Source organism: Nitratidesulfovibrio vulgaris str. Hildenborough (genome assembly GCF_000195755.1).
Lineage (GTDB): Bacteria > Desulfobacterota > Desulfovibrionia > Desulfovibrionales > Desulfovibrionaceae > Nitratidesulfovibrio > Nitratidesulfovibrio vulgaris.
The window spans coordinates 316,883-343,876 of record NC_002937.3 but is presented as its reverse complement, the minus strand read 5'-3'; the positions used below and the strand labels follow the sequence as shown (position 1 = coordinate 343,876).

The window sequence follows — 26,994 nt, the reverse complement described above, 5'->3', positions numbered from 1 at the left end:
GCAGCAGCCCCGTTGCCGACGCACAGTGCTACACGTGCGACTACGAAGCGGGGGCCGCCACGGGGCGGGGGAAGTCGATGACGGTGAAGGGCACCGTCTCGCACATGTCAGTCAGTGCCCGACGTACGGCACGTTCCTGATGGGGCGAGTGTACGACCTTGAGCAGTGCCTCGTGCCTGTCCAGCACGGTGAACAGCGCAAGATTGTCATGGGCCTCAAGCAGAAAACGGAACATGGCCACATCACAAGGAGCGATGCGTACATACAGGCAGGCCGAGAGTCGCGGCGGCGGCAGCGGCGGGCCGGGACGGCGAGGCCGACGAGGGCGGGACTTGCGGACGGATTGGCTCATGCGCTGTGCCATGCCCGCTACCGTGACACATGTCAACGAAGGAGACAGCTACGCCACGAGGGGTGGACCTCGCAGCGGGCTTCAAGACGGATACGGAAGGGACTCTCGCAGATGTCGGGGTGAATGCGGCGAGTACGGCAAGGATGAAGCCAGCGCCGACCTCAGGACTGGCAGGCAAAGGCTGCCTTTACAGGCACGTCCTGCACAGGCAGACGGCTCATCCGATGATGCCGAATGGGTGCAGTGGCGATGTGCCCCGCAGCGACTTGCCGGAGGACGAGACATCATCCCGCGGCAGGCTTTATCCGGCTGCTGTCCTTGCCGGAGAGAGCCATGACGGCGGCCTGCCGCAACAGTCGCCCTCCCTTGTGTCCAGCCTCGTGGACAGTCACGCTGCCTGTCCCGTGCATCGCCGCACACAAAAAGGGCCGGGATAGCTCCCGGCCCTCATCACACATCGACATCATGAACGGCGGTGAAGAGAGGCGCGCTTGCGCCGTCGCCTCGCCGCGCAAGAGTTGCGCTACAGGGCGCGGACGCCGTCTTCGGTCACCAGCACCATGTATTCCCAGCGGATGCCGCCCCACTCGGGATAGTACAGCCCTGGTTCAACAGTCACCACCATGCCGGGTTTGAGCACCATCTCGTTGCGGGGGTTGAGGCTTGGCGGTTCGTGCGTCTCGAGCCCGATGCCGTGCCCCAGTGCGTGGGTGAAGTGTGCCGCCACGCCGACGCTCTCGAAGTGGTCACGCGCCACCTTGTAGGCGTCGCAGGCACGCATGCCGGGGTGCATGGCGGCGATGGCCTTGGCCTGCGCCGTCTGCGTCTGTTCCAGTGCGCGCACGAAATGGTCGGCGGGCTTGTCGCCCACCCAGAAGGTACGGGTCTGGTCGGAACAATATTCGTCGAGACGCGCGCCCACGTCCACCAGCACCGAGCAGTTGTCGGTGATGACGTCGCGCCCGCCGCGATGGTGCGGCAGCGCACCGTTGGGGCCCACCGCCACGATGCTGGCGAACGAAAGTTCGGACGCGCCGTTGGAACGGAAGAACGATTCGATGTCCCACGCCACTTCAGCCTCGGTGCGACCGGGCCGCAGGATGGAGGGCACCCACTCCATGAGTCGATGGTTGAGGGCGCATGAACGCTCCATTACCTCGATCTCTTCAGGTTCCTTGATGATGCGCTGCGCTTCCACGAGGCCGTCGACGCGCTCCATGGCAAGGCCGGGAGAGAGTTTCTCGAAGAATTCGAGGCTCACCGAACGGGCTTCGAAGCCCACCGTCCCGCGTACATGGTCGCGGATGAGGGTGTTCATCTGCGCGGGGGCATCGGCACCGTAGATGAAGATGCGCTCGTTGTCCCAGATGCGCCGTGCGGCATCGAGATACCGCGAGTCGGTGCATATCCAGTCGCGCCCGTCGGCGGTGACGAGCACATAGCCCGCGCTCTCGTTGGTCTGCGGGTCGTGCAGTTCGAAACCGGAAAGGTAATAGCGGTTGGCGTCGTGGCTGACGAACAGGGCCGCCAGCCCGCGTTCGCGCATGGCGGCCCGCAGCTTTTCGCGCCGGGCCTCGAAGCGGATGTTGTCCATGTCTGCCGTTCCTCTGTACGGCGCGCCGCAAGGCAGTGCGGCGCACCTTTCACATGTTCACGGAAGGCGCAAACCCGGCACGGACACTCCGCCCGGGCTCACACCCTATACGTCGTCTCTTCCTTGCCGAGCAGCATCCGCTCGGCCCACTCCACACCCTGCATGACCGAATGGTCCATGTTGGCGACCTCGTACTTCCACCCGCCGAACCTGCCGCGCGAGTAGATGGAACGCGCCTCCAGCCATGGCTGGAGCGTAGCCAGCGCGGCATCGCGCCCGAGGGTGGGCACGGGGTAGCCGTAGTCCACGGCGATGGACCACGTGGAGAGGATGCGGTCGCGCTCTTCGTTGCGAAGCATGGTCGTGTTTACAAGCCCTTCTATGGTCTTGTCCATGAGGGTGTCGAGCTTCTCGGGCTTGTGCGCCGACCATGACGTCTCCGCCATGAGCGCACGCGAACGCCCCGGCAACGCGGCATTGTTGGGAGAATAGTTATGGAAGTTCGTCAGGCGGTAGAACGGCGACGTATCCTCGGGGAAATACATCCAGCAGGTGTCGTCCTCCTGCATGCCGTCCACACCCACACCCGCCACGTACACCGAATTGCGCGCGAGTTGCCGCGCGGCGTCGCGCAGCGTCTCCGAGGCGGCGTTGACCTGTTCCAGCACCAGAAGGTCGAGCGGCCCGGTGGAGAGCATATGGTCGTAGGTGAAGACCTCGCCGTTGGCGCACCGCACAGTACGGGATTCTGCATCCACGCCCACCACGGCAGTACTGCGCCGCACCCGGTCGCCAAGCCTGTCGGCCATGCGGCGGAAAATCTCACCCGTGCCGCCATGCAGGGGGAAGCGGAACACGTTGTTCGGCCCCCAGCTCACCTGATCGAGCGAAAGGATGATGTTGCGCACCACCATCTCGAGGTCGATGACGCTCACCCTTTCGCCTATCCAGCGGTAGCCCATGAGTTCAGCGGGGGTGGCCCACACCTTGAAATTGTAGGGCACCATGAAATGCCGGGCGATGCCCGCCCCGAACACGCAGTCTATCCATTCGCGGAAGTTGACGGGCTGCGCCTCCGGCCTCTTGCCGGGCATGAGCCCCTCCACGCACTCCCACTGCATGTCCTGCGGCAGATGGCGGATGTTGTTCTGGAAGGGATAGGGCACCCACCTGTCGGCGATGCGCACCCGCGCGATGCGCATGTGTTCGAGGAACGCGCCGTCCAGCGCCTCTTCGATGAGGCGGTCGAAATACTCGTAATGCGAGAAGACGACGTGTCCGCCGATGTCCCACGTGAAGCCCGCGCTGTCGCGAAAACTGGCCGCGAGCCCCCCCGCGTAGGCATTGCGTTCGAGCACGAGAAAGTCGTTCTCGCCAAGCTCCGCAAGGCGACGTGCCGCGCCAAGCCCCGTGGGGCCTGCGCCGACGATCAGATATTTGACATGCATGGTTCTCCTCCGGAGAATCGTCTTGGAATGCCCGCGCCCGCCCTGAAGACGACGCGCACGAGGCGCCCCGATGACGCCGCCCGAGCCCCGGGTAGCCTTTCACGAAGAGAGGCGTACCGGCTTCGGATGGCGATGCGCCATGTAACGGGCCGCTGTTCAGCCCCGTCTGTGCAGGACATCGAGTCGCGCCATGCGTTCAAGCAAATCCTGTTCCAGAGCTTCGAGTTCCATGCGGTGGATGCGGGCCACGGCGAGCGCATCATACATGCCGTGCAACTTGTAACGATTGCCCAGCCCGTTGCCGTACTGCGCCCCGGACATGCGGGCGGCCTTGCCGGTGCGCTTCTTGTGACGCACGGCGAAAAAACCGTCATAGCAGGCCAGACGTCCGTCACGGGCGGCGCGCAAATCGTGTTCGAGGTCGTCGTACTGCGACGGCGAAAGAGAGAGCGCGAACCCGCCGCGTGCGAGAAGGTCGCGCGTACGGAAGAGATGGCAGCACCCCGTCACCGAGACGCACGGGCGGATGTGGTCGAACCTGCCAAGGTCGGTGGTCTGGCAATGCAGGTCGCTGACGGTGAAAGGCAGCCCGTGCGCCAGTGTGGGCGCATAGACGGCTTCTGCTTCGGGCAGGCCGTCTTCACCTGTTCCGGCCTCGGCACCCCCCGCCACATTGCGCACCTCGAAAGCGGGCACCATGTGCAACGCCGCAGACTGCACCAGTGCAGGCGAATGCCAGTCCACCACACGGCAGCCCCACGCTGCGGCATCGGGCCGCACGGCCACGGCACGGGCGAAGTGACGTAGCCAGTCGGCGGGCACGGCGGCGTCATCGTCGAGATAGGCGGCGTACTCGCACGTCGCCACCTGCGGCAGTTGCATCAGCCAGTTGCGGGCAGCCGGGGCCCCCACGTTGACGGCAAGACGCACAGGCACGAACCTGTCGCGCCCCATGCGGTCGCCCCACACACGCATGACATCGCCCGTGGCGTCAGTGGAACCGTTGTCGAGGCAGGCGACCACGGTGATGTCATCCAGCGATGCTGCCAGCGCCTGTAGTGCTTCATCGAGTTCTTCGCCCTTGTTCCACGAATAGAGCAGGGCCGCCGTGGTTCCCGGCGGGGTGGGCGCGGGCTGGTCGTACCCCTGCGCCACATCGTGCGCCCGCAGGATGAGACTCACATGCCACGGGCGCGCCGCAAGCACCACGCGCCACAGGGAAAGCGCGCCATCACGCGCCCCCAGACGCGTCATGCAGTGGCCGGCCCTTTCCAAGGGTGCCAGCCATGCGCCCTCCGGGGACGTCACATGGTCACCCACCAGCGCGGAACACCCCCGGAACAGGCCCAGCGCGCGGGCGAAGTCGGCAGCGTTGCCTGACGTGGCGAGTCGGCACCCTTCGAGGTAGGCGGCCAGCGCTGCAAGCGGTGCAAGACCGCCGCGGCGAAACATTTCCGGTGCCGGGACATCGCCCAGTGCCCGCGCGGCGAGGTCTGCACCCCAAGCCGCATCGCCCGAAAGTTCGGCACACACCAACGCCTGCCGCAACCAGAAAAGATCGCAGGTTCCGGCATCGGCCGCGCGTACGACATGCCCCGCGGCAAGGCCCAAAGCCCCCTGCCAGTCTCCTGCGGCGGCTAGTCGTTCCAGCGGCCCGAGGTCGGCGGGCGCACGCCACGCCCCCGCCACGGCGGCAAGCAACCGTGCAGTGGCCTCACCCAGCCACGGGACACGCCCGTGCAGGGCGAGCACCTGCGAGGCCAACTGACCGTTGCAGGGGTCTTCTTCCCATGCGGCAAGCAGCAGGGCACGGCCAAGGCGAAAGGCGGTCTGTGCGTCACCGCTACCGACTCCGGACGCCCCGGCTGCGGTGAGACAGCGCGAGGCGAGACGCAGACAATGCGCGCTGCCCACGCTGCCATGAAGCAGTCGGCTACGTATCGACGGGGCGAGGGTGCGCCAGTGCGCAAGCAGGGATACAGACATGGAGGCTCCACCGTTTTGTCGGGTGTAGCACAGGGGGACACCAGCGGAAAGGCACGCCGTAGCGGGCTGACGGGCACGTCTGGTGCGCACGTCTGGCGCGCACATCTGGTGGACATGTCTGGCATCATGCCGACATGCCCTCGCGATGGCTAGGCGACGGGTGGCTGCTAAGGCGAGGCGGGACGCGAAAGAGGCCGGGCGGCGCACAGACCGGACAACGGAGAGGCAGGCGCGACGGCGTGCACGCCGTTCACCACGAAACGCAACGGGGGATACGCCGTGACGGGGCACCACTGCGGGCTGCCTGAGAACCATCAGGGCGACATGAAAGACCCCGCACGGCTAGGCCGGTCGGGGCTGGCATCGGGGAATACCGGAACCGCGCAGGCTATTCGGCGCAGTTCACGCAGCGGCTCGCTTCGGGCATGGACATCAGGCGAGCGAAGGGAATGGCTTCGCCACATTCCACGCAGTACCCGTATTCGGGGTCGTCGTCGCCAAGGCGCTTCACCGCGTATTCCAGTCCGGCGAGACGCTTGCGTGCCGTGGCGAGGGCCACTTCATTGACGCTCTTGTTCTGGATGGCATCCATGCGAGAGACTTCATCCAGACTGTCCGCACCCGGGGGCACCGGGCGGGTGAGTTCCTTCAGGGCTTCGATATCGCGCGTGAGGCGTTCGATCTCACGGCCTACCTTGTCCCTGAGCTGTTGCTTCTGTTCGGAGGTCATGATGGAAGGACCGGCGACGGCTTTTGCGTTGAGGGTGTTCGGGATACGGATTTCTGACCGGAAACACAGGCCTACCCCATTTCGCCGTGATTTCCAACCCCTAGATACCGAAACCCCGCCCGACACCCTGTCCGGCGGTATGCCCGGCTGCATACCCGGTTGCATACCTCGTCCTCTTCCCATCAGCAAAGCGGCACCATGTGTGGCACGTCATGCCTGCCGCCATGGACCACAGCCCACAGCCACACGCCACGCGCCATCCACGCCAGACAGGCATCCCATGCCAGTCGAGGCGCCCCGCGCGGCCATCCGGCATTGCGACGCCTCCGCCGTTGCTGTAACACTGTGCGGCACCGGGCGCGTAGCGCCCCGCAAGGAGGCCGCCATGGAAACCATCGAGACCGTACAACGCTTTCTCGAACACATGGCGTGGTACGCTACGCCCGTGCCCGCTTCTGCCATCAGTTTTCTCGCTGCCGGAGAATACAACGAGAACTGGCGCATCCGTCATGAAGGGCGTGACGAGGTGCTGCGCGTCAATCACGGCAGCCAGCTGCGCTTTGCCGACCAGATCGGCTATGAATACGCCGTGCTGCGTGCTGTCCATCCTTCCGGCGTCACCCCGCGCGCCCTGCGTGTGAAGTCGCGCCCCCGCCACCTTTCAGGCGGTGCGCTGCTCATGGAATACCTGCCGGGACGCCCACTCGACTATCGCACCGACCTTGAAGCCGCAGCACACACCTTCGCAGCCGTCCATTCCGTGGTCGTGCCGCGAGGCTGTCCGCTCTTGCGCCAACCCGACCCCGTGGCCGACATCGCCGCCGACGGACTGCGGCTCATCCACCGCTTTCCCGACCACCCCCGTACCGACGTGCGTGATGCGTTACTGCGCTACCATGAGCGCGTGGTACGCCTCGGCGAAGACACCCGCGCCCTGTTCGAGGGTGAACGGCAGGTCATCGCCAACACGGAGGTCAATTCGGGCAATTTTCTCGTGCACGATGGCGTGGCCCGCCTCGTGGACTGGGAGAAGGCCGTGGTCACACCTCGCTATCAGGATCTGGGGCACTTTCTCGCCCCCACCACCACACTGTGGAAGACGGACACGGTACTGGATGAAGCCGACCGCAGGCGCTTTCTCGCAGCCTACCGCGACGCGCTGACCCGCCTTGCCGGACGTGAGACGGTGGCCGACTGCCATTTCGACACCACCGACACCGCAGAGGGCGTCACTCACGAGGCCGCGTTCCACACGACTGCGCCCGACGCCCCCGGCGGTCAACCGCACGGCGACATGGCACCAGACGTCCCCGACCTCGACGCCCTTGCCGTGCGTACCGACGTGCTCGTGCGGGCGGTGCTCCTGCGCGGTCTGGCGTGGTGCTACATGGCATGGCAGGAATACGCCACAGACCGACGCCCGCTGGCCCACCCCGACACACTGCGCACCATCGAACGCTACCTCGCGGAGGTCTCGTGGTTCTTGCGGTAGAAGGTCTGGGCCGCACTCTCGCCGGACGCGAAGTGCTGCATGACGTGAACCTCACCGCCGCCGCGGGCGAAGTCGTCTGCCTCGTGGGGCCGTCCGGCGTGGGCAAGACCACGCTCCTGCGCTGTATCGCCGGACTGGACGCGCCCGACGAGGGCACCATCCGCGTGACGCCCCCTCAAGGACACGGGGGCGGCGTGGTGCTCGTCTTTCAGGACTATCTGCTCTTCCCGCATCTTTCGGTGTTCGAGAACGTGGCCTTCGGGCCACGGGCGCGGGGCGTGCGCGGCGCGGCACTCAAAGAACGCGTCCACACCATGCTACGCGCCTTCCGCCTCGACACCGACGACCTCGCCCATATGGCATCGCGCTATCCGGCCCAGCTTTCCGCAGGGCAACGGCAACGTGTGGCGCTGGCGCGGGCCCTTGTCTGCGACCCCGCAGTCCTTCTGCTGGACGAACCCTTCGCCAACCTCGACAGGGGGTTGCGCGGCGAGATGGCGGCCTTTGTACGCGACGTCGTCCGACGATTCGGCGTAGCCACGGTGACCGTCACCCACGACCTCGAAGAGGCCTTCGCCATCGGCGACAGGCTGGGCGTGATGCTTGGTGGTACGCTGGCGCAACTGGCACCGCCGCTGGATGTCTACCGGCATCCCGCCGACGAGGCCACGGCCCGTTTCCTTGGCCCGGTCACCGTGCTGGACGAGACGACACGCCGTACGCTTGGTATCGACACGCCCCCCGCGGCAGCCACGGCGTGTGCGGACACCATGCAGGGACTACGCCTCTACAGGCCCGAAGCCCTTGCGGTACGCCCATGGGCCGATGGCCCGGCGGTACTCGTCTCCGCCCGCTTCACCGGACAGGTCATGCAGTTGCTGCTTGATGTGGAGGGACAAGAGCTTCTTGTGCACACGCTGGATGACGCCCCGCCCACGGGCACGCGACTATGCGTCTCGCTTCGTGAGATTCCGGGCATGACATCCGCCCCGACTGATGCAGCGGCAAGCCCATCCGCAGACACTGAGCACCCCGGCCTTGTGCCCTGACGAAGCCTCTGGTAGTCGGCAACCATGAGATACGCCCTGACCCGACACCATTGCGTCATCACCCCGCTGCCATTGCTGATGCTCCTGCTGCCACTGCTGCTGTTGCAGGGCTGTTCCCTGCCCCCCGCCCTCTCACGGCATGACGGCGGCACCGCCGCCACACGCAGCACGCCTCCCCCTGCCGTCATGACCCAGCAGTATGACAGGGCAGAGGCCCGCAAAAAGCTGGTCAAGGGACGCAACACCATCGCCGGTCATGCCGAGGCGCGTACCGACGACGGCAAGGTCGTCACCTGTGCCGGTCGCCCCGTGACGCTGATTCCCGTCACTGCGTATTCGCGCGAACGCATGAACATCCTCTATGGCGATGACACGTCCGGGGTCCTTCCGCTTGGTGACGGCGCACCGCCGCGCCAGAAGGTGACGGAAGACCCCGCCTACCTCGCCGACCAGCCGCAGACGTACTGCAACAACAGCGGCGACTTCACCTTCCGTAACCTGACGGACGGGGACTTCTATGTGACGACAGGCATCGTCTGGACCAACGCCCGCAAAAAACCGCAAGGCGTGGGACTCATGCAGCGCGTCACCGTCAAGGGCGGCAAGACGCAGCGCGTGACCCTGAAGAACTGAACCGAGGAGCGCACCATGCCCCGCAAGACCACTTCCGCCACATCTGACAGCCACGCTAACCGCAGCAAGGGAGTCTCCGCCGAAAGCCATGAGACCTCGCCCCTCGACCGGGCGGGACACGACCTCGACTGCGGGCCGGAGACCTGCGGCGACCCCGTGAAAGAAAGGGCCGCCTTCTCGCACATGACAGAAGACGGGGCCGTCACCATGGTCGATGTCGGGCACAAGAACCCCACGCAACGCACCGCCATCGTGCGCGCCGTGGTGGAGGTCTCCGCCGCAACCCTCGACCTGCTCAAACACCGCGCCCTGCCCAAGGGCGACGTGCTCACCACCGCCAAGATAGCCGGCATCATGGCGGCGAAACGCACGGCGGAACTCATTCCCATGTGCCACCCCCTCGCCATCAGCTATGCCGACGTACGCTTCGAGGTACGCGACACCCCGCCCTCCATCGCGCTGGAGGCGGAAGTCCGCACCACGGGACAGACGGGGGTCGAGATGGAGGCGCTCATCGCCGCGCAGACCGCCGCCGCCACCATCTATGACATGTGCAAGGCGGTACAGAAGGACATCGTCATCCGCGATTGCCGTCTCGTCTTCAAGTCGGGGGGCAAGAGCGGCACATTCCGGGCGGAATGAGACTCCTCACGCCCCGCAAATCTGACAAAGAACAAACCGCCGGACGTCCTGCAGACGTCCGGCGGTCTCATTTTCATGGTCTCGTGGGCTTATAGCTACCACACCATGCGCATCTTCGCGCTCATACCGGAGAGACGACGATTGAGGCCGGGTATGGTGTAGGTGCCGTAGTGCACAATAGATGCGATGCGAAAAAAGACTCCGACGACTCAAAAACAGCGACTATAACTTTTTGGCTACAAAATAACTCTGCGTACTGTACTTAGAGAAATTAGCCTGCAAAAAAGAGTCTATTGCGTTGTATATATCAGCAAAATGCGCACTTTTCTTGAGCACTTCCGGCAAGGCATTGATACTGTTGCGTGGCATGAGGTTATAAAAACCATACTCCACCATTGAAAAACCTGACTGCTTCAACATAGCCACTACATTTTCACGCGAAAATCGCCTCGAATGAGGGCTCCCGAGATGGAATCGCGTCCGCACCCATTGCGGCACGAACTGCCCCATTCTTTCTACAATACTATGTGCATTTGGAAGATGGAAACAAAGAAAATGCCCACCTTTCTTGATGATCCTATTCAACTCAAGCAACGATGCCACCTGATCTCCGCCAGTTTCATGCACGTGCTCTAGAACTCCGATGCTGAACACCGAATCGAATTCTCCATCAGAGAACGGCATCTTCGTATGCTCTTCAGGTTCAATTCTTTTAAAAGAGAACTTTGGATTCCCCATAAGAACGCTATTGATATTGTCATCAAAAGATGTTGCATGAATGTTGTCACACTTCGTTGTCAAAAAATGCGAAAAATGCCCGTTCCCGCACGACCAGTCGAGCACTTTCGCCTTCCTTGAGACATACTGCGAAGCGACATCGATGACGGTCTTGTACTGACAAGCAGTCACTGCGTTGCCAAACTGATAGTACAAACGATCACCGCCCTCGCTAACGAGCCTTTCATAGAACATCATGAATTCATTTGATCCCATAAACAGCCATCCAGTATTGTTTCTTCATTGTATCGATACCTTCAGAGGGGCGACACACTATGCTCGAACAGGGTGTACAGAGCTACCACACCATGCGCATCTTCGCGCCCATGCCGGAGATACGGCGCTTGAGGTCGGGGATGGTGTAGGTGCCGTAATGCACGATGGAGGCGATGAGCGCAGCCGAAGCCCCGCCTCTGGTCAGCGCATCGTACATGTGTTCCGGGCTACCCGCGCCGCCCGAGGCGATAACGGGAATGGTCACGGCATCACTTATCATGCGGGTGAGGGTCAGTTCGTAGCCGTCCTTGGTGCCGTCGGCGTCGATGGAGTTCACGCACAGTTCACCTGCGCCCAGCGACTCGCACGTCTTCGCCCACTCGATGGCGTCCATGCCCATGTACTTGCGCCCGCCGTGGATGACGATCTCATAACCGGATGGGATGGTTGCGGACTTCTCGACCTGCTTCACGTCCATGCCCACCACGATGGCTTGCGACCCGAAGGCCGCAGCCCCCTGACTGATGATGTCGGGGGTCTTCACCGCGCCCGAATTGACAGAGACCTTCTCGGCACCTGCCATGAGCACGGCCCGCATATCGTCCACCGTGTTGATGCCACCACCCACCGAGAAGGGGATGAATATCTCCGAGGCCACGCGCTCGACCACATCGAGGAAGATGCCCCTGTCCTCGTGCGAGGCGGTGATGTCGTAGAAGACGATTTCGTCCGCGCCCTCTTCATAGTAGCGCCGCGCAGTGGCCACCGGGTCGCCGATGTCCACGTTGCCCTCGAACTTCACGCCCTTGGTGAGTCTGCCCGCGCGCACGTCGAGGCAGGGGATGATTCGCTTACTGAGCATCGGCGGCCTCCGTGCAGTATCTGTGGAAGTTGGCGAGCAGCCGCAGACCGGGGCGTCCGCTCTTCTCGGGGTGGAACTGCACGGCCCAAAGGCCCGGCCCGCCATGGATGGCACAGAACTCGGCACCATAGGTGCAGGTGGCGATGACGTACTCTTCGGGCGGTGCCGGGTAGTAGCTATGCACGAAGTAGAACTCCGCCTCCGGTTCGATGCCCTTCAGCAGTTCGCACGGCCTGCGCTGGACGATGTGGTTCCAGCCCATGTGCGGCACGCGGATGGGCGCGCCATCCTCGTCCGTCCATGCCGGGTTGAACAGCCTGCATTCGCCGGGGATGATGCCGAGCGCCTTGGTGTCGTTCTCCTGACTGTAGTCGAGCATGATCTGGCAGCCGACACATATGCCCAGCAGGGGCCTGCCCGCCTGAACCTGACGGCGCAGCACCTCGTCGAGACCGGTGGTGACCAGTTCGTTCATGGCCTGCCCTGCCGCCCCCACGCCGGGGAAGATGACACCCGCCGCACCCTGAATGACCTCGGGGTCGGCGGTGATGACGCAAGGGATGCCCAGATGGTCCAGTGCCCGGCGGACACTGGTCTGGTTGCCCGCCTTGTAGTCGAGAATCGCGAGCATGGGTCCTCCTCGCTGGTGGGGTGGTTGATGCTTGCGATTGAGTAGCAGCGCGAGGCCGTCGCCGCAAGCATGGCATGGGCCATCACGCCGTTCGCGGGGCGCGGCTGACGACGGCATGCACCCCGGAACGACAGCGGGACGCCCGAAGGCGTCCCGTAATGTCGATCACACAGATGGCAGGGCCGTCCTAGTCGAAGCGACTCATGCCAGTGATGACCACCATGTCCACCGGACAGTCGGAGTGGATGCCCTGCGGCTTGGTCTTCACCTTCTGAATCTTGTCCACAATCTCAAGGCCCTCCACCACCTGTCCGAAGACGCAGTAGCCGTAGCCTTCGTCAGTGGGGGCGGTGTGGTCGAGGTCTTCGTTGTCGACGGTGTTGATGAAGAACTGGGCAGCAGCGCTGTGCGGTTCGGCGGTACGCGCCATGGCGAGGGTGCCGCGCAGGTTCTTCAGGCCGTTGTCGGCCTCGTTGCGCACGGGTGCACGGGTGGGCTTCTCGTCCATGCGCACGGTGTAGCCGCCGCCCTGAATCATGAAGTCCTTGATGACGCGGTGGAACACCGTGTTCTTGTAGAACCCTTCATCCACATACGCGAGAAAGTTCTCGACCGTGGCGGGGGCCTTGTCTGCGAAAAGTTCGACGAGGATGTCGCCGGACGAGGTCTCCATAAGGATCATGGGATTGCTCATGCGTGGCTCCTTCAGGTGCTGGTGTATGCGCCGCGCGGCCCTGCGCCCCGCCCTGCGCCACTGCACCGGAAGGGCCGCATGTTCATGGCATACGCCCCGCAAACGGGGCGGGGCACGGTGGCGGCGTTACCCCCGCTTTGCCGACATCGGAGGCGAAAGGCAAGCACAAAGCGCATCAGGCCCTTTACGCGTTGTGCGCGATGCTTACTCCATGCTATGGGCATGGCAATGTCCTCTCACCGTTCAACAGGAGTCTTCACCATGAGCGGATTGTTCAAGAAAAAAGAGACCGCGGCACAGGCTGCGGATACGCAGACGCAAACGCCCACTCCAGAAGCCCATGAATGGCTCATCCCCGAAGAAGGGCGTGACCAGTTGCAGAAGGTCTTCGCCGGACTGCCCGGCGACGTGACCATCGAGGTCTACACCGGAGGCGACCCCAAGAACCTCTTCGACGACTACGCCCGCCGTTTCGTGGCCGACCTCGCTCTGCTGGCACCGCGCATCAAGCCTGCCTTCCATGGCCTCGACTCGGATATGGCGCGCAAGCGCGGGGTGACACTCTCGCCCACGCTGCTGTTCAACCCCGAAGAATACCGCATCCGCTTCACCGGGGCACCGCTGGGCGAAGAGGCAAGGGCCTTCATCGAAGCCATCTTCCTCGTCTCGGCGCGCACGTCTGGCCTGTCGCAAGCCGCGAAGACCATCCTCGCCCAGCTGGACGGGGCGCGGTCGCCACGCGTGTTCTCGTCGCCCGGCTGCCCATACTGCCCTGCCCAGTGCGCCAACGCCATCAAGTGCGCCATCGAACGGCCCGACCTCGTCTCCGCCGAGTGCGTCAACGCCGACGAATTCCCCGACCTCTCGGCCCGATACGGCGTCGGGTCGGTCCCGCATACCCAGTTCGATGAGTCCTACAAGGGCATCGGTCTCATGCCCGAAGAACGCTTCGTCGTCGAGCTCGTGGCCCTGAAGGACGCCGAACGCTGGCTGAACGAACATGCCGCCAAGGGCGGTGCCCACGGCGCAGGAACAGGTCAGGGCGCAGGTTCGGACGCAGGCGTGGAGGTGACGGAGACAGACCTCCTCGTACTGGGGGCAGGCCCCGCGGGTCTTTCCGCAGCCATCTACGCCGAACGTAGCGGTCTTGCCACCGTGGTGCTCGACAAGGGCATCGTGGGCGGACAGGTCACCGTGACACCCGTCGTGGAGAACTACCCTGGCTTCGCCGACATCGCAGGCATCAAGCTGGTCGAGGTGCTCTCGTCACACGCCCGCCAGTACGCCACCATCCGCGAGAACGAGGGTGTCGACGACATCAAGCTGGGAAGGCGCATCGAAGTACACACCCCGCGCAACGTCTTCCTCGCGCGGGCGGTACTCTTCGCCACCGGGGCGCAATGGCGCAAGCTGGACGTCCCCGGCGAAGACAGGTTCTACGGCAAGGGCGTCTCTTACTGCGCCTCGTGCGACGGCTTCGTGTACCGCGGGCGCAAGGTCGCCGTGGTGGGCGGAGGCAATACGGCCCTCACCGACGCGCTGCACCTGCGCAACCTCGGCGTCGAGGTCACCGTCATCCACAGGCGTGACACCTTCAGGGCGGAGAAGGCCTTGCAGGACTCGCTCACGCGTGAGGGCATCCCTGTCATCTGGAACGCCGTGGTCGAAGAGGTCATGGGCGACACCGAAGTGCGCGGCGTGCGCCTGCGCGACACCAAGACCGGCGAGACGCGCGACGTGCCGTTCGATGGCGTGTTCGTGGCCATCGGCCATGTACCCAACAGCGAACAGGCTGCCGACCTCGGGGTCGACCTTGAACCGGACGGTTCCATCAAGGTGGACAGACACATGCGCACCAACATCCCTCGCGTGTACGCGGCGGGCGACGTCATCGGCGGCGTTCGGCAAATCGTCACGGCAGTCGGGTCAGGTGCCACGGCGGCCCTGTCCGCGTTCGAAGACCTGCAACAGCCCCGCTGGAAGAAGGACAAGAGCGCGTAGCGGAACGCCAGGGCCACCGGACGCCAATAGCGGCGACACACGAGGTGAGTTGCCTGTGACGACTCGTTCACCGGGGTGGAGGCAGCCCTGCGCAGCGGCAGTGCGCCGCCATGCAGGCGCCTACGGCATACACGCTGTTCTGCTGCAAGAAACTCCGGCAAGACCATACGCACCCTGAACGTGCCATGACGGAACGGCGAAGGCGAATGCACGCCTTCGCCGTTCCTGCATTCGAGCACCGTAACGTGCGAGACTTCTATACGTTATGATTCATGCTATGCGCAGCACACCCGCCGGGCTTGCCGGTAGCACGCCCCTGCGCTACACCCGCACCATGCACGACAACGCCCCGCAGCACGAATACGACGCCTTCGCCAAGGCCCTTCTCGACTGGTTCGCCGCCGCCCGCAGACCCCTGCCGTGGCGTGAGCATTACACCCCCTACGGTGTATGGATTTCGGAAATCATGCTCCAGCAGACGCAGATGGAGCGCGGCGTGGACTACTACCTGCGCTGGATGGAACGCTTTCCCGACGTGGCAAGCGTGGCCACAGCACCTGAAGCCGACCTGCTCAAGGCATGGGAGGGACTCGGCTACTACCGCCGTGTACGCAATCTGCAAGCGGCGGCGCGTGTCATCATGGAACAGCACGATGGCATCTTCCCCGACCTGCCCGATGCCATCCGTGCCCTGCCCGGTATCGGCCCCTATACGGCGGGTGCCATCGCCAGCATCGCCTTCAACCACGACGTCATCGCCGTAGACGGCAATGTGGAACGCGTCTTTTCAAGGGTGTTCGACATCGACACCCCGGTGCGTGAGAAGACGGCAGCCACACGCATCCGCATGCTGACGGCACGCACCCTGCCCAAGGGCCGCGCCCGCGACTTCAATCAGGCCCTCATGGAACTTGGCGCCCTCGTCTGCCGTAAGAAGCCCGACTGCACAGCCTGCCCGGTGGCACGATTCTGCGAAAGCCTCCATCTTGGCATTCCGCATGAACGCCCTGTGCCGGGCCGCAGACAGCCCATCGTCCCGCTGGATGTGGTCTCGGGAGTACTCGTCCATGAAGGCCGCATCTTCGTGCAACGTCGCCCCGACACCGGAGTCTGGGCCGGATTCTGGGAATTCCCCGGCGGGCGCATCGAACCGGGAGAGACACCGGAAGAGGCCATCATCCGCGAATTCCGCGAAGAGACGGACTTCGCCGTGCGCCCCACGGACAAACTGGCTGTCATCCGGCATGGCTACACGACCTACAGGGTGGTACTGCACTGCTATCTGCTGCACATCGACGCCAGCAGCCGTAGCGCCCCCCCTGAACATCCCGTCATCACTGCCGCCACCGACCATCGATGGGCCACATTGGCAGATATCGACGCCCTCACCCTGCCCGCTGGCCATCGCAAGCTGGCGGACCTGCTTGCCGCGGACCTGCGCTTCGCAGGGCTGTGAGCCCCGGTCGCTCACGCCCGACATTTCGCCTGTAAAGCCCCGCACATAGGGGCTTTTTTTCGTGAAGGCATTTCAAACGGTATTTGACAATTGCTTTAAAAACACATCCCTCATCACGCCTAGTATAATACAAAGAATATAATGCTCAGGATGTTAGGCCTCAACTATACATCATTTTACGACATATCAGATACCCAAGATACTTGTCATATCCATTCAGCGCATGTACAAACTTGAGCATGGTGCTTTCGTTTCTGAAGAAATTTGTCGAGAATCACGTCATGTCTCGGCACACCGTAGCGGTGACGCTCTTTCTGACAGACATGGCAGTCATCCTTGGCACGGCTATCGGTGTCGGACTTCTGCGCCACGCGTTCGACGGCTACCTCGACCCCACGCACTACCTTCGTCTTTTACCCTTTCTGCTGCTCTTCCCCGCAGCCAGCTTCGCCATGGGCCTCTACCAGAGCGTCCCCCTCCCGCCGCCGTGCGAACTCAAACGCCTTTCACTCGCCACGTGCTGTACCTACCTTGCCATCGCCATCTTCATCTTCTTCACCCGCGGCGGTGAATTGTACTCTCGCCTGACCTTCGCCCTTGCAGGGCTCGTAAGTCTCGTGGCAGTGCCCGTCGCACGACACCTCGTCCGGCAGCGCATGGCCCGCCACCGGGGCTGGGCGGCCCCGGCGCTTCTCTTCGGCAAGCCCCACCATGTGCAACCGCTGGCGCATATCCTGCTTTCATCCCCCTCTCTGGGCCTTGAGCCCGTCGCCATCGTCTCCGCCGAGCATTCCACATGCCATGATTTCGGCTGCCTGCCGGCCTTCGACGCCGAGACCACACGGCAGTACGCCGCAGGTCACCCTGAAGCCTACGCGATTGTCGTCATGGAGAGTTATGACGAAGCCGACCGGGCACACCTTGTCGAACACCTTTCCCGCCTCTTCTGCAGTGTGATTCTCCTGCGCTCTTCCACCATGTCCACCGGCAACATATGGCTATCCCCCATCGAAATCGGAGGCCTGCCTGGCCTCATGGTGCGCCAGAATCTGCTCGACCCGCGAAGACTCACGGTCAAACGCACCCTCGACCTCATCGCCACCACTCTGGCGCTACCCCTGATTCTACCCGTCATGGCGGTCATCGCGCTGTGCATCCGCCTTGAGACACCCGGCCCCGCCTTGTTCACGCAACGACGCATCGGGCGCGATGGATACCACTTCGACATCCTCAAATTTCGCACCATGTACAACGACGCCGACACAAGACTCGCGGAATGTCTTGAGCAGTCGCCGGAATTGGACGCGGAATGGCGGCGCGACCATAAACTTCGCTGCGACCCGCGTGTGACCCGTGTCGGCGCATTCCTGCGCAAGACGAGTCTCGACGAATTGCCTCAGCTATGGAACGTGCTGCGCGGCGACATGAGCCTCGTGGGCCCAAGACCCATCGTCGATTCCGAGGTGCAGCGGTACGACGCGGCATTCGCCACGTACACGCGTGTGCGCCCGGGCATCACCGGGCTATGGCAGGTCAGCGGTCGTAACAACCTGAGCTACCCTGAACGTGTGCAGCGCGACATGTACTATATCAGCAACTGGTCGGTATGGTTTGACATCTGGATCATCGCGCGGACGATTCCGGTCGTACTGCATCGCGACGGGGCCTACTGATGCCGACGCCACGAGACAGCAGTCCATCGTGCACGGACGGCAACAGCCCCACGCCATCCTCCTCGCCACAGACGCCTGCACAGGCGGATAGACCGCCCACGAACATGCGCATAGCCATCGTCCACTACTGGCTGGTGGGGATGCGCGGCGGCGAAAAGGTCATCGAGGCCCTGTGCCGCATGTACCCGCAGGCAGACATCTTCACGCATGTCGTCGCACCGGAGAGACTTTCCTCCATGTTGGCGGCACGCCATATCCGCACATCGTTCATCCAGCGCCTCCCCGGCAGTGTCCGGCACTACCAGAAATACCTCCCGCTCATGCCGCTTGCCCTCGAACAGTTCGACCTGCGGGATTACGACCTCGTCATCTCTAGCGAATCCGGCCCCGCCAAGGGGGTCCTCACTCGCGCCGACACAGCCCATGTCTGTTACTGCCACAGCCCCATGCGCTACCTGTGGGACTTCCAGCAGGACTACCTCGACAACGCCTCGCCTCTGATGCGGCCCTTCATGCGCATCTTCTTCCACTATCTGCGCCAATGGGACGTCGCTTCGTCACAACGCGTGGACAGATTCGTCGCCAATTCCCGCAATGTGGCGCGTCGCATCACCAAGCACTGGCGGCGCGAGGCAACTGTTGTCCACCCTCCCGTCGAGTGCGACCTGTTCACGCAAGCCCCCGACGTTGCCGACCTGCCTGATGACGAAGTCGCTGACATCGTCCGACAAGGCGGCTACTACCTCTGCCTCGGACAACTTGTGGGGTACAAGCGCGTGGACATCGCCATCGAGGCATGCCGGAAGGCGGGGCGCAGACTGGTGGTGGTGGGTGATGGCGAACAGCGTGCCATGCTGGAACGCAACGCCCCGGAGGGTGTCACCTTCCTCGGGTGGCGCACGCAGGATGAGATTCGCGCCCTGTACGCCGGATGCCGCGCCCTGCTCTTTCCCGGAGAAGAGGACTTCGGTATCGTCCCCGTGGAATGCATGGCCTCGGGGCGTCCCGTCATCGCGTACGGCAAGGGCGGCGCGCTGGAGACCGTGCTTGATGGCGAAACAGGCGTTCTCTTTCATGAACAGACCGCAACAGCCTGCCATGATGCCATCATGCGCCATGAGAGGATGGAGAGGGACTTCGTCCCCGACAGCTTGCGGCGACATGCACGAACGTTCGACACGTCGGTCTTCGAGAGGAAATTCCGCCGCGAAGTGGAGGCGGCCCTGCACGCGGTGCGGGGATAGTCCGCCCTTCTGCGTACTTCTGTGGTACGCCCCTGCCTTTCTTCCGCACGTGCGTCTGCGACAGACCGCCTCCCCAAGCCCCATCACACATTGCAAACAGCGTTCTCGTCACTGGGCCGACGCCGTCATCCCCCATCGTGTCACTCACGCCAGCCACCGCACGTCTTTCAGTACACGGCATCCGGCGCGCGGTATCCGGCGCACGCCTACAGACAGTGCCACACGCAGCCCCGCACGATACGCAGAAACGCCGACCCAGAGGCTGGCGTTTCCAGCGTTCCTTCATGGGGAACGTCACGTCTGTCATCAACGTTACTGTGGCCTGTCCTCGGCTTCACGGCGTTCGGCAAGCACCTGCCCAGCGCGGGCCAACGCCGCATCGATGTTCTCGCAGATATTCCCCTCACCGATGAGCGAAAGTGTGCCCATGCGCCGCAACGTGGTGCGCATGGTCTCACGCACTCCCGAAAGCAGCAGTTGCGTACCGTCGCTACGGCACTTGCGCCAGAACACCTCAAGGGCGTTGACGGCGGTGGAGTCCAGTGTCGAGACCTTGCGCATGCGCAGGATGAACACTTCAGGCTGCCGGTCGAGTGCAGCAAGCACGTTCTGGAACCTGTCCGCCACACCGAAGAAGAACGGCCCGTCTATCTCGTAGACCTTCACACCTTCGGGCACGTCAAGTTCCGCGGTCTCACGCCCCTGCACCTTGGTGGCCTCACCGTCGAGGCAGGTACATATCTGCGTCACCTCGCTCATGCGGCGCATGAAGAGTAGTGAGGCCAGCATGACGCCCACATACACCGCCACGGTCAGGTCGATGACGACCGTCAGCGCGAAGGTCAGACACATGACCAGCACGTCGGACTTGGGTGCGTGCAAGAGGCGCAGGAACTTGTGCATCTCGCTCATGTCCCACGCGACGACCATCAGTACGGCCGCGAGACTTGCCAGGGGAATGAACGAGGCAAGGGGCGCGAGATAGAGGATGAAGCCCACCAGCACGGCGGCATGGATCATGCCTGCCACGGGCGTCCTGCCGCCGGAGCGGATGTTGGTGACCGTGCGGGCGATGGCCCCGGTGGCGGGAATGCCGCCGAACATGACTGACGCGATGTTCGCCGCGCCCTGCGCCGCAAGTTCGACGTTGGAGTTGTGCTTGTCGCCGGTCATGCCGTCGGCCACCACACAGGACAACAGCGATTCGATGCCCGCCAGAAGGGCGATGGTCATGGCGTCAGGCAGAAGCTGCCGGACCCGTTCGAGGGTGACGGTCGGCAGGGTGAACGTGGGCAGTTCAGTGGGTATGCCGCCGAAGCGGCTGCCGATGGTCTCGACATCAAGGCCCAGGGCCCACACCGTCAGCGACGCCAGCACGACCCCCACGACAGGCCCCGGAATACGGGGGATCGTCTTGCGGGTGAGGATGATGGCCCCAAGAGCAAGAAATGCGATGCCACAGGTGGCAGGGTCGAACGTTGCGGCGTTGTGTATGTAGGCTTGCCACTTCTCGAAGAAGTCCGGCGGGACCGACTGCATGGAAAGGCCGAGGAAGTCCTTCACCTGCTGCGAGAAGATGAGGACGGCGATACCTGCGGTGAATCCCGTGGTCACGGGATAGGGAATGTACTTGATGAGTGCCCCGAAGCGGCACAGCCCGAAGACCAGAAGCATGGCCCCGGCAAGCAGCGTGGTCACGACAAGACCGTCGTACCCATGCTTCATGATCACATTGAAGATGATGATGACGAACGCGCCCGTGGGCCCGCCAATCTGGTAGCGGCTGCCGCCAAGCAGGGAGATGAGAAAGCCTGCGACGATGGCCGTGAAAAGCCCCCGTTCGGGCGTCGTGCCCGAGGCGATGGCAAAAGCCATGGCAAGTGGCAGGGCCACGATGCCCACGGTCAGCCCCGCCGCAAGGTCCTTGAAGAACGTCCCGCCGTCATATCCTTCCCTCAGTACCGTGAGGGTACGCGGCAGGAACGGCTCTTTGCCTGTCGCACCAGATGGAATCGCCATATGCGCCTCCTTTGCGATTTTCCGCTGTCGGAAAGCGGTAGCCTTACTCCCGCTCCCGGCGCATAGCAAGTGCCCACTCGCGTCTTTTTCAAGACGCGATACTCACACTTCTTTTCAGTGGTATATGTCTCCATTCTGTTAGTGCGAGCAGTCGTCACCCCATGTGATAGCACACTCTACCAAATCGACAGTGCAACACGACAACGCAGAAGCAGTGCGTCATAGAGGGCACACCAGGCCCCTACCTTGTCCGCATTGCATCATCAGTATGTCATGACGAATGCAGCGCCTTGCGCTATGGTGCTGCAAACCACAGGAGTCACCATGAGCAGAACACTCTCGCTTGTCACCCTAGGCGTCACCGACCTCGCCCGTTCCCGCGACTTCTACGCCCGCACGGGCTGGAAGGTGGCATCATGCAGCAACGAACACATCGTCTTCCTGCATGGCGGGGGTGCCACACTTGCCCTCTTCCCGCGTGACGCCCTTCTTGAAGACTGCGGACTCACCGGCAATGCCCCCACGCCGGGCGGAGTCACCCTTGCCTGCAACGTCGCCTCGCGCGATGAAGTCGATGCGCGGCTGGCACAGGTGGTGGAAGCTGGAGGAAGGCTCATCGCCCCCGCCCGTGACAAGCCATGGGGCTACGGAGGCTATTTCGCCGACCCCGACGGGCACCCGTGGGAAGTGGCCCACGTTCCCTCGCTCACACTCGATGTCGAAGGAAGAATCATCCTTGACGCATGATGCTCCCGCAGTCTGCGACGCCTTGCCGGAAAACATCCCGGCTGCGTCCACACGCCGAAGGGGGCGGCGGGCAGAGAGGCAATAGCCCCCGGCGTCCTTGGCAGGCATCCCTCCGCCTGTGGCCCTGTCGCCTTCCCTGCCCTCCGGGACGATAGGCGAGCCCGAGGACGGACATCCCCCTGTCGGGAGACGGGGTCCCTGCTTCATCCCGACAACGCATGAAGGCCCGTCACGCCATTGGCGCAACGGGCCTCATTCACAGTGCCTGTCGATGAAACCGCGTAGCGGCCCTGCTACAGAGGTCTCACGGGCATGCAGATGCTCACGTCCCACGGGCCTTCGGGAGGAGCCTGCATAACGTCGTTGTACAGTTCGAAACAGGGTCTGTCGTCGGCCTGCATACCACTGGTCGGCAGCCACTGCCCGAAGAGTTCATTCCATGCCTCGGTGAACTGCCCGCATGCCACAGGACGACGGTACACGGCATACAGACCGCCGCCCACCTCCTGCGTGGCACAACCGCCATCAACCTCCACGCCGGGGGCGATGACGATACAGGCGTCATAGCGACAATGTTCGGGAGGCGTCACCTCGGGGTCGTCCCAGCTGACGCCCAGCGTCTTCACGCCCGGACGCAGGAGCCCCCTGGCACCGGCCCACTCCATGAGCCTGCCCCATACCGGGCCGATTGTCGCTTCGGTGTAAGGCCCCACATGACGCAGATAGGCGACATGAAATCTGGGCATCTCTTCAATCCGTACATCCATGGTGGCACTCCTTTCGAGCAATGAATGGGCGAGATGCAGATGGTGCCCGCTGGCACCGGCTGCATCGCCACCATGCCACAGCCCCATGCCGCCTGCGTTTCCGTTCTTGCCATTATCATCATTGCCTGCCCCTGCTGGTGTCAGCCCGCACCCTTCTTCCCTGCGGCAACGCCGGTAGACACCGGGGGGCATCCCCATATGGCGGGTGAAGGCCCGCGCAAGGTTCTGCGATGAGGAGAATCCGCACGCAAAGGCGATGTCGGTCACGGAGCGCGTAGGATTCCAGAGCAGCAGCACGGCAGCGCGCTCTATGCGTACCCTGCGTATGAACGCGGCTAGGGTCTCGCCCATCACAGTGGAGAAGATACGATGCAGATGAAAGGGCGAGAAGGACGATACGGCGGCCATCTCTTCCAGTGTCAACGGGCCGGAAAGATTGTTCACGATATGATCGATGAGCCTGTTAACACGTGACTCATAACGATGCAGGGTGTCGGCGCGACGCAAGAAGCCTCCTATGAAGCGACGGGAAACGGGACGACGAGGCGGCGGCCTGACAGAGTTACGGTGCGGCGGAGTCGCCCCCCGGAGAGACGTCAGCCGCAGGAACAACGAGGACAGCCGGACAGAGGCTGGCAGGCACGGGCTGGCAGGCCCCCAGTCAGCCTCACGGCCCCCGTGCGTCAGTTGTTGTCCTTGGTGCCGGAGTAGGTGAACGTGCCCCCGAGCATGTTCCACCGCGTCCCCATATCCACGCCTACGGCCCTTCCGCACGGGCACCACAGACGCCCGTCGCGTTCTTCGGCCTCGAACAGACGCATGATGCGCTCCTTGTGGCAGCGCAGCACCTCTCCCTTGCCAATCTTCCTGTACCTGAAAAGCTTGCGGCGACACGCCGCGCAACGGACGACCAACATGCAGGTACCCTAGCACAAGGGATGCGCCCGCTTCCAGTCCGGTAACGCAGACACGGTCGACGCTACCCTTGCGGGTCCATTCATGGTATCGCCCAGAGTAATGTGCATGAATACCCCGATTCACCTGTACCGACAGGAGACGCCATGAACGCACCATCCCCTGTGCACCACTGCAACGCCCCTGCAGAAGTCGTCTGGCAACGGGTTCTGTCCATGCTGGAGACTCTGGGGGCGACCGTGTTCTGCACGGTCGACCACGCTGCCAACGCGAGCAAGGCAGGAATGGAACTGCCCTTCTGCCGCGTTGCCATCTTCGGCAAGGCCGAGGTGGGCACCCCTCTCATGCAGACCGCCCCGGACATCGCCCTCGACCTGCCCCTGCGCTGCATGGTTCGTGAAGACGCGGGGCGCACCGTCTTCATCCACCTGTCACCCGAAAGGCTGGCGAAAGAATACGGCATCCCCGACGACCATCCTTCGCTTCGCATGATGCAGGGTGCATTACGCAAACTCACGGCGGCGGCGCAAGGTCACACCGCCTGACGGCGACCGGTTTCAGGGCAAGCGAAGCACAAGGCACGAAAGACACAAGGCCCGCAGCACTCACTGGTACTTGCGGGCACTTGGTGTCCTGAGCATCTGGGGGCAACGCCTGCGACCTGCGCCTTGTTATCCCCAAAGTTGCCCCCAAGCTGCCCCGGCTGTTAACGCGGTTTGCCATCGCCCTTAATCGCCAGTCGCAACGCGAAACACGCAAAACATAAGCCCCGCAAGCACTCTTGGTACTTGCGGGGCTTATGTCGAAAAATGGCGGAGCGGAAGGGACTCGAACCCTCGGCCTCCGGCGTGACAGGCCGGCGTTATAACCGTCTTAACTACCGCTCCGCATGAAGAGGATCACTTGCGAGACCCTTATCTGCGAAATAATGGGGGAGCGTTGCTCCCCCTTGGGGACATGGCGGAGCCGAAGGGACTCGAACCCTCGGCCTCCGGCGTGACAGGCCGGCGTTATAACCGTCTTAACTACGGCTCCGCGTGGTGGGCGGTGCAGGGCTCGAACCTGCGACCCCCGCCGTGTGAAGGCGGTGCTCTTCCAGCTGAGCTAACTGCCCTTGAGGAGGCTGTGTATATATGCCACCCCTTGTGCTGTCAACGAAAAATCCCGAGCAGACTGCTTTTTTTCTGGCGGCAAAATCGCTTCATTTTTTTTGCGCATAATTTCATATGGATACAAAAAAGCCACCAAGTACCCCCTCCCCCTCCTCCAAACAGCCTCCAGAAGGTTCGCTCACTCCTCGTATGTGGCAGTTGCGTAGAATGCGTAAACCCCGCTCGCGCAGCACACGGTGAACAGGCAAGACGCACGCGACAGTCATCCAGCCACGACAGGCGATATCGACCGTGACCGGGCATACTCCTGAGCGCGGAACACCAGAGACATGCACCTGCATGCCAGCAACACCGACGGGTGTTGCGCAACGGCACCATCCCCTGACGCAAAGTGCACACGCACTGGTGCATCCCCTGTACGACGCCTTGCATTTCTGCGATAGTTGGTCCTGCGGGCGCAAGACATGCCCGTACACACGCATGATCGAGAGACTGACATGCCCCACGCCGCCCTCACGCTCCTGTGCTCCCTGCTCTGCCTGGCCTGCCCCATCTCGGCGTACGCCGAAGAAATTTTCGACGGGTTCTCGCTTGCCATGCTCGGAGCGCACACAAACACATGCGCCATCACCTTCGATGACGGCCCCGGGCCACACACTCCCCGGCTTCTCGGCATCCTGCGCGAGCGCAACATCAAGGCGACGTTCTTCGTACTCGGCTCGCGTGTAGCCCGCTACCCGCAGACCATGCGCGCCATCGCCGCCGAAGGCCACGAAGTGGGCAACCATACCTACAGCCATGTCAACCTGCGCAACCTCGCCCCCGAAACGCAGCGTGACGAGATAGCCCGCACCGATGCCGCCCTCCTTGAGCTCGGCATTCCCGTGCGCTACCTGCGCCCCCCGTACGGGCGCTACGACAAGAATACGCTGGAGCAGGCCGCCATCGAGAACCTGACCATCGTCATGTGGTCCATCGACAGCCGAGACTGGCAGAGCCCGCGCCAACCCATGGCACGGGTGCTTCCCCGCAGCAGTTCGGGCAAGGTGCACGGGGTGTTCCTCTTCCATGACAACCACCGCTCCACCGTCGACGCCATGCCTCGCATCCTCGACGACCTGGCAGCTGCGGGGTGTCAGTTCGTCACCCTCTCGGAGTACCTCGACAACGACGGCCCCGTCTGCCTGCACTGACAACGCGCGTCCCGGCACTTGACGCACGTCATGGGGCCGACTATCGGAACCCCCATCCCCTCTGGAAACGCACTGCGACCGTGCAAGCCTCTTTGCGTCTGCACCATGCCCCTCGAGACAGGTCAGGCGTCACAGAGAACACCCACGACGGGCAGCCCCATGCGACCGGATGCCGTCGAAGTCCCTGAAGACGACCACTGGGGTACCTGAATACGCGAGACCGCAGGCACCAGCGGCGTCTCCCCATACGAAAACAACCATCCGCTGCCCCGTAGGCAGCCCGGAGGAGCCACCATGGCAGGAAAAGACGACCTCGATTACGAGGACATGCTCGAAGTGACCTACGAAGCCCTTGAGGAAAGCGGTTTTCGCGACATCCGCGTGACGGACGCCGAAGACCTGCCCGAACCCGAGGCGGTCGAAGGGCACATCCCGGACATGCAGGCGACCAACCAGAAGGGCATCACCTACCTTTTCGAGGTCTGCCCCCCCGAAGTCTTCGCAGAGATGGAACTTGTCGAGCGGCTTCAGGCCTTCACCCGACGCGCCAAGGAACTGGGCGGACAGGTCGTGCTCATCGTCCCCGAAGGTGAAGAGGGTCTTGCCGCCGCCTTCGTCGAAGAGCATGAACTGCCCGAAGACAGGCTCACCATCTGGGAAGCCTGAGTCCGCCAGACGACAGGCACCAGCCGCCTGTACGGAGGCGCTCATGGCCCTCTCCAGTGTGCACGGCGAAGACCGTGCACGTGTCAGGCGAGGCA

At 63.3% G+C, this 26,994-nt stretch carries 24 protein-coding genes and 3 tRNA genes; 12 read left to right on the top strand and 15 right to left on the bottom strand.

All coding sequences use genetic code 11. The annotated features are described in order from the left end of the window. Window positions 1-40 precede the first annotated feature (40 nt). The 5 genes from DVU_RS01475 to DVU_RS01455 all read right to left on the bottom strand — a co-directional run bounded on the left by DVU_RS01475 (window position 41) and on the right by DVU_RS01455 (window position 6,110). Window positions 41-364, bottom strand: coding sequence for a DUF4911 domain-containing protein (locus tag DVU_RS01475; protein WP_014524215.1), 324 nt, complete (start codon window positions 362-364; stop codon window positions 41-43). A gap of 511 nt (window positions 365-875) precedes the next feature. Further along, window positions 876-1,946 (bottom strand): M24 family metallopeptidase, encoded by a 1,071-nt coding sequence (locus tag DVU_RS01470; protein WP_010937603.1) that lies wholly within the window; start codon window positions 1,944-1,946, stop codon window positions 876-878. Window positions 1,947-2,044: 98 nt separating this feature from the next. Continuing rightward, window positions 2,045-3,394, bottom strand: coding sequence for a protoporphyrinogen/coproporphyrinogen oxidase (locus DVU_RS01465; RefSeq protein WP_010937602.1), 1,350 nt, complete (start codon window positions 3,392-3,394; stop codon window positions 2,045-2,047). A 156-nt stretch (window positions 3,395-3,550) separates the two neighbouring features. After that, the gene (locus DVU_RS01460; RefSeq protein ID WP_014524214.1) at window positions 3,551-5,380 is read right to left on the bottom strand and encodes a glycosyltransferase family A protein; all 1,830 of its coding nucleotides are present in this window, start codon (window positions 5,378-5,380) and stop codon (window positions 3,551-3,553) included. 388 nt (window positions 5,381-5,768) lie between these two features. Then, window positions 5,769-6,110, bottom strand: coding sequence for a TraR/DksA family transcriptional regulator (locus DVU_RS01455; RefSeq protein WP_010937600.1), 342 nt, complete (start codon window positions 6,108-6,110; stop codon window positions 5,769-5,771). 385 nt (window positions 6,111-6,495) lie between these two features. Between DVU_RS01455 and DVU_RS01450 the strand changes: the two genes are divergently transcribed. The 4 genes from DVU_RS01450 (at window position 6,496) to moaC (ending at window position 9,926) form a co-directional block, all read left to right on the top strand. After that, window positions 6,496-7,602 carry a phosphotransferase gene (locus DVU_RS01450; protein WP_010937599.1) on the top strand — a complete coding sequence of 369 codons (1,107 nt, stop codon included), beginning with the start codon at window positions 6,496-6,498 and terminating at the stop codon, window positions 7,600-7,602. Next, entirely contained in the window at window positions 7,587-8,651 is a 1,065-nt protein-coding gene (locus DVU_RS01445) for an ABC transporter ATP-binding protein (RefSeq protein ID WP_010937598.1), read from the top strand. The genes DVU_RS01450 and DVU_RS01445 overlap by 16 nt, the downstream gene beginning before the upstream one ends. A 24-nt stretch (window positions 8,652-8,675) precedes the next feature. Beyond that, complete coding sequence (locus DVU_RS01440; RefSeq protein WP_010937597.1) at window positions 8,676-9,284, top strand: lipoprotein; 609 nt, start codon at window positions 8,676-8,678, stop codon at window positions 9,282-9,284. A gap of 156 nt (window positions 9,285-9,440) precedes the next feature. Next, entirely contained in the window at window positions 9,441-9,926 is a 486-nt protein-coding gene (moaC, locus tag DVU_RS01435; protein ID WP_223295154.1) for a cyclic pyranopterin monophosphate synthase MoaC, read from the top strand. A gap of 222 nt (window positions 9,927-10,148) precedes the next feature. On the opposite strand, the gene DVU_RS01425 is transcribed toward moaC, so the two are convergent. The 4 genes from DVU_RS01425 to DVU_RS01410 form a co-directional block, all read right to left on the bottom strand. Next, a complete protein-coding gene (locus DVU_RS01425) occupies window positions 10,149-10,901 on the bottom strand; it encodes a class I SAM-dependent methyltransferase (protein WP_223295126.1) in 753 nt (250 codons plus the stop codon). 100 nt (window positions 10,902-11,001) lie between these two features. Beyond that, entirely contained in the window at window positions 11,002-11,781 is a 780-nt protein-coding gene (hisF, locus tag DVU_RS01420; RefSeq protein WP_010937595.1) for an imidazole glycerol phosphate synthase subunit HisF, read from the bottom strand. Then, the gene (gene hisH / locus DVU_RS01415; protein ID WP_010937594.1) at window positions 11,771-12,412 is read right to left on the bottom strand and encodes an imidazole glycerol phosphate synthase subunit HisH; all 642 of its coding nucleotides are present in this window, start codon (window positions 12,410-12,412) and stop codon (window positions 11,771-11,773) included. Before hisH ends, hisF begins: the two co-directional genes overlap by 11 nt. Window positions 12,413-12,599: 187 nt before the next feature. Further along, window positions 12,600-13,106 (bottom strand): peptidylprolyl isomerase, encoded by a 507-nt coding sequence (locus DVU_RS01410; RefSeq protein ID WP_010937593.1) that lies wholly within the window; start codon window positions 13,104-13,106, stop codon window positions 12,600-12,602. Between the two features lie 261 nt (window positions 13,107-13,367). Between DVU_RS01410 and DVU_RS01405 the strand changes: the two genes are divergently transcribed. From DVU_RS01405 to DVU_RS01390, 4 genes are all read left to right on the top strand, one after another. Next, window positions 13,368-15,107, top strand: a complete 1,740-nt coding sequence (locus DVU_RS01405) for an FAD-dependent oxidoreductase (protein ID WP_014524210.1) — start codon at window positions 13,368-13,370, stop codon at window positions 15,105-15,107. 277 nt (window positions 15,108-15,384) lie between these two features. Beyond that, window positions 15,385-16,563, top strand: a complete 1,179-nt coding sequence (gene mutY, locus DVU_RS01400) for an A/G-specific adenine glycosylase (protein ID WP_014524209.1) — start codon at window positions 15,385-15,387, stop codon at window positions 16,561-16,563. A 281-nt stretch (window positions 16,564-16,844) separates the two neighbouring features. Beyond that, a complete protein-coding gene (locus DVU_RS01395) occupies window positions 16,845-18,236 on the top strand; it encodes a sugar transferase (protein WP_223295125.1) in 1,392 nt (463 codons plus the stop codon). 104 nt (window positions 18,237-18,340) lie between these two features. Beyond that, window positions 18,341-19,480, top strand: coding sequence for a glycosyltransferase (locus DVU_RS01390; protein WP_010937589.1), 1,140 nt, complete (start codon window positions 18,341-18,343; stop codon window positions 19,478-19,480). A 312-nt stretch (window positions 19,481-19,792) separates the two neighbouring features. Here DVU_RS01390 and DVU_RS01385 read toward each other — a convergent pair whose 3' ends face one another. After that, a complete protein-coding gene (locus DVU_RS01385; protein ID WP_010937588.1) occupies window positions 19,793-21,499 on the bottom strand; it encodes a SulP family inorganic anion transporter in 1,707 nt (568 codons plus the stop codon). 324 nt (window positions 21,500-21,823) lie between these two features. Here DVU_RS01385 and DVU_RS01380 point away from each other — a divergent pair, with 324 nt between their 5' ends. Continuing rightward, complete coding sequence (locus DVU_RS01380; RefSeq protein ID WP_010937587.1) at window positions 21,824-22,246, top strand: VOC family protein; 423 nt, start codon at window positions 21,824-21,826, stop codon at window positions 22,244-22,246. 293 nt (window positions 22,247-22,539) lie between these two features. On the opposite strand, the gene DVU_RS01375 is transcribed toward DVU_RS01380, so the two are convergent. Both DVU_RS01375 and DVU_RS01370 read right to left on the bottom strand, forming a co-directional pair. Next, window positions 22,540-23,520, bottom strand: coding sequence for an AraC family transcriptional regulator (locus DVU_RS01375; protein WP_010937586.1), 981 nt, complete (start codon window positions 23,518-23,520; stop codon window positions 22,540-22,542). 176 nt (window positions 23,521-23,696) lie between these two features. After that, a complete protein-coding gene (locus DVU_RS01370; RefSeq protein WP_014524207.1) occupies window positions 23,697-23,930 on the bottom strand; it encodes a hypothetical protein in 234 nt (77 codons plus the stop codon). Window positions 23,931-24,074: 144 nt separating this feature from the next. Between DVU_RS01370 and DVU_RS01365 the strand changes: the two genes are divergently transcribed. Then, complete coding sequence (locus DVU_RS01365; protein WP_010937585.1) at window positions 24,075-24,473, top strand: DUF302 domain-containing protein; 399 nt, start codon at window positions 24,075-24,077, stop codon at window positions 24,471-24,473. Window positions 24,474-24,738: 265 nt separating this feature from the next. Here the strand turns inward: DVU_RS01365 and DVU_RS01360 are convergent. The 3 genes from DVU_RS01360 to DVU_RS01350 all read right to left on the bottom strand — a co-directional run bounded on the left by DVU_RS01360 (window position 24,739) and on the right by DVU_RS01350 (window position 25,042). Further along, window positions 24,739-24,815, bottom strand: a tRNA-Asp gene (locus DVU_RS01360). Between the two features lie 71 nt (window positions 24,816-24,886). Then, window positions 24,887-24,963 (bottom strand) — tRNA-Asp (locus DVU_RS01355). A 3-nt stretch (window positions 24,964-24,966) separates the two neighbouring features. Beyond that, window positions 24,967-25,042: transfer RNA gene (locus DVU_RS01350), tRNA-Val, on the bottom strand. A gap of 495 nt (window positions 25,043-25,537) precedes the next feature. Here DVU_RS01350 and DVU_RS01345 point away from each other — a divergent pair. Both DVU_RS01345 and DVU_RS01340 read left to right on the top strand, forming a co-directional pair. Next, window positions 25,538-26,233 carry a polysaccharide deacetylase family protein gene (locus DVU_RS01345; RefSeq protein WP_010937584.1) on the top strand — a complete coding sequence of 232 codons (696 nt, stop codon included), beginning with the start codon at window positions 25,538-25,540 and terminating at the stop codon, window positions 26,231-26,233. A 294-nt stretch (window positions 26,234-26,527) separates the two neighbouring features. Next, complete coding sequence (locus DVU_RS01340; protein WP_010937583.1) at window positions 26,528-26,899, top strand: hypothetical protein; 372 nt, start codon at window positions 26,528-26,530, stop codon at window positions 26,897-26,899. Window positions 26,900-26,994 lie beyond the last annotated feature (95 nt).

Excerpts from the sequence above, each read along its gene's own strand:
- DVU_RS01475 (WP_014524215.1), bottom strand. The coding sequence starts at position 364 with ATGGCACAGCGCATGAGCCAATCCGTCCGCAAGTCCCGCCCTCGTCGG.
- DVU_RS01470 (WP_010937603.1), bottom strand. The coding sequence starts at position 1,946 with ATGGACAACATCCGCTTCGAGGCCCGGCGCGAAAAGCTGCGGGCCGCC.
- DVU_RS01465 (WP_010937602.1), bottom strand. The coding sequence starts at position 3,394 with ATGCATGTCAAATATCTGATCGTCGGCGCAGGCCCCACGGGGCTTGGC.
- DVU_RS01460 (WP_014524214.1), bottom strand. The coding sequence starts at position 5,380 with ATGTCTGTATCCCTGCTTGCGCACTGGCGCACCCTCGCCCCGTCGATA.
- DVU_RS01455 (WP_010937600.1), bottom strand. The coding sequence starts at position 6,110 with ATGACCTCCGAACAGAAGCAACAGCTCAGGGACAAGGTAGGCCGTGAG.
- DVU_RS01450 (WP_010937599.1), top strand. The coding sequence starts at position 6,496 with ATGGAAACCATCGAGACCGTACAACGCTTTCTCGAACACATGGCGTGG.
- DVU_RS01440 (WP_010937597.1), top strand. The coding sequence starts at position 8,676 with ATGAGATACGCCCTGACCCGACACCATTGCGTCATCACCCCGCTGCCA.
- DVU_RS01425 (WP_223295126.1), bottom strand. The coding sequence starts at position 10,901 with ATGATGTTCTATGAAAGGCTCGTTAGCGAGGGCGGTGATCGTTTGTAC.
- hisF (WP_010937595.1), bottom strand. The coding sequence starts at position 11,781 with ATGCTCAGTAAGCGAATCATCCCCTGCCTCGACGTGCGCGCGGGCAGA.
- hisH (WP_010937594.1), bottom strand. The coding sequence starts at position 12,412 with ATGCTCGCGATTCTCGACTACAAGGCGGGCAACCAGACCAGTGTCCGC.
- DVU_RS01410 (WP_010937593.1), bottom strand. The coding sequence starts at position 13,106 with ATGAGCAATCCCATGATCCTTATGGAGACCTCGTCCGGCGACATCCTC.
- DVU_RS01405 (WP_014524210.1), top strand. The coding sequence starts at position 13,368 with ATGAGCGGATTGTTCAAGAAAAAAGAGACCGCGGCACAGGCTGCGGAT.
- mutY (WP_014524209.1), top strand. The coding sequence starts at position 15,385 with ATGCGCAGCACACCCGCCGGGCTTGCCGGTAGCACGCCCCTGCGCTAC.
- DVU_RS01395 (WP_223295125.1), top strand. The coding sequence starts at position 16,845 with ATGTCTCGGCACACCGTAGCGGTGACGCTCTTTCTGACAGACATGGCA.
- DVU_RS01390 (WP_010937589.1), top strand. The coding sequence starts at position 18,341 with ATGCGCATAGCCATCGTCCACTACTGGCTGGTGGGGATGCGCGGCGGC.
- DVU_RS01385 (WP_010937588.1), bottom strand. The coding sequence starts at position 21,499 with ATGGCGATTCCATCTGGTGCGACAGGCAAAGAGCCGTTCCTGCCGCGT.
- DVU_RS01380 (WP_010937587.1), top strand. The coding sequence starts at position 21,824 with ATGAGCAGAACACTCTCGCTTGTCACCCTAGGCGTCACCGACCTCGCC.
- DVU_RS01370 (WP_014524207.1), bottom strand. The coding sequence starts at position 23,930 with ATGTTGGTCGTCCGTTGCGCGGCGTGTCGCCGCAAGCTTTTCAGGTAC.
- DVU_RS01365 (WP_010937585.1), top strand. The coding sequence starts at position 24,075 with ATGAACGCACCATCCCCTGTGCACCACTGCAACGCCCCTGCAGAAGTC.
- DVU_RS01345 (WP_010937584.1), top strand. The coding sequence starts at position 25,538 with ATGCCCCACGCCGCCCTCACGCTCCTGTGCTCCCTGCTCTGCCTGGCC.
- DVU_RS01340 (WP_010937583.1), top strand. The coding sequence starts at position 26,528 with ATGGCAGGAAAAGACGACCTCGATTACGAGGACATGCTCGAAGTGACC.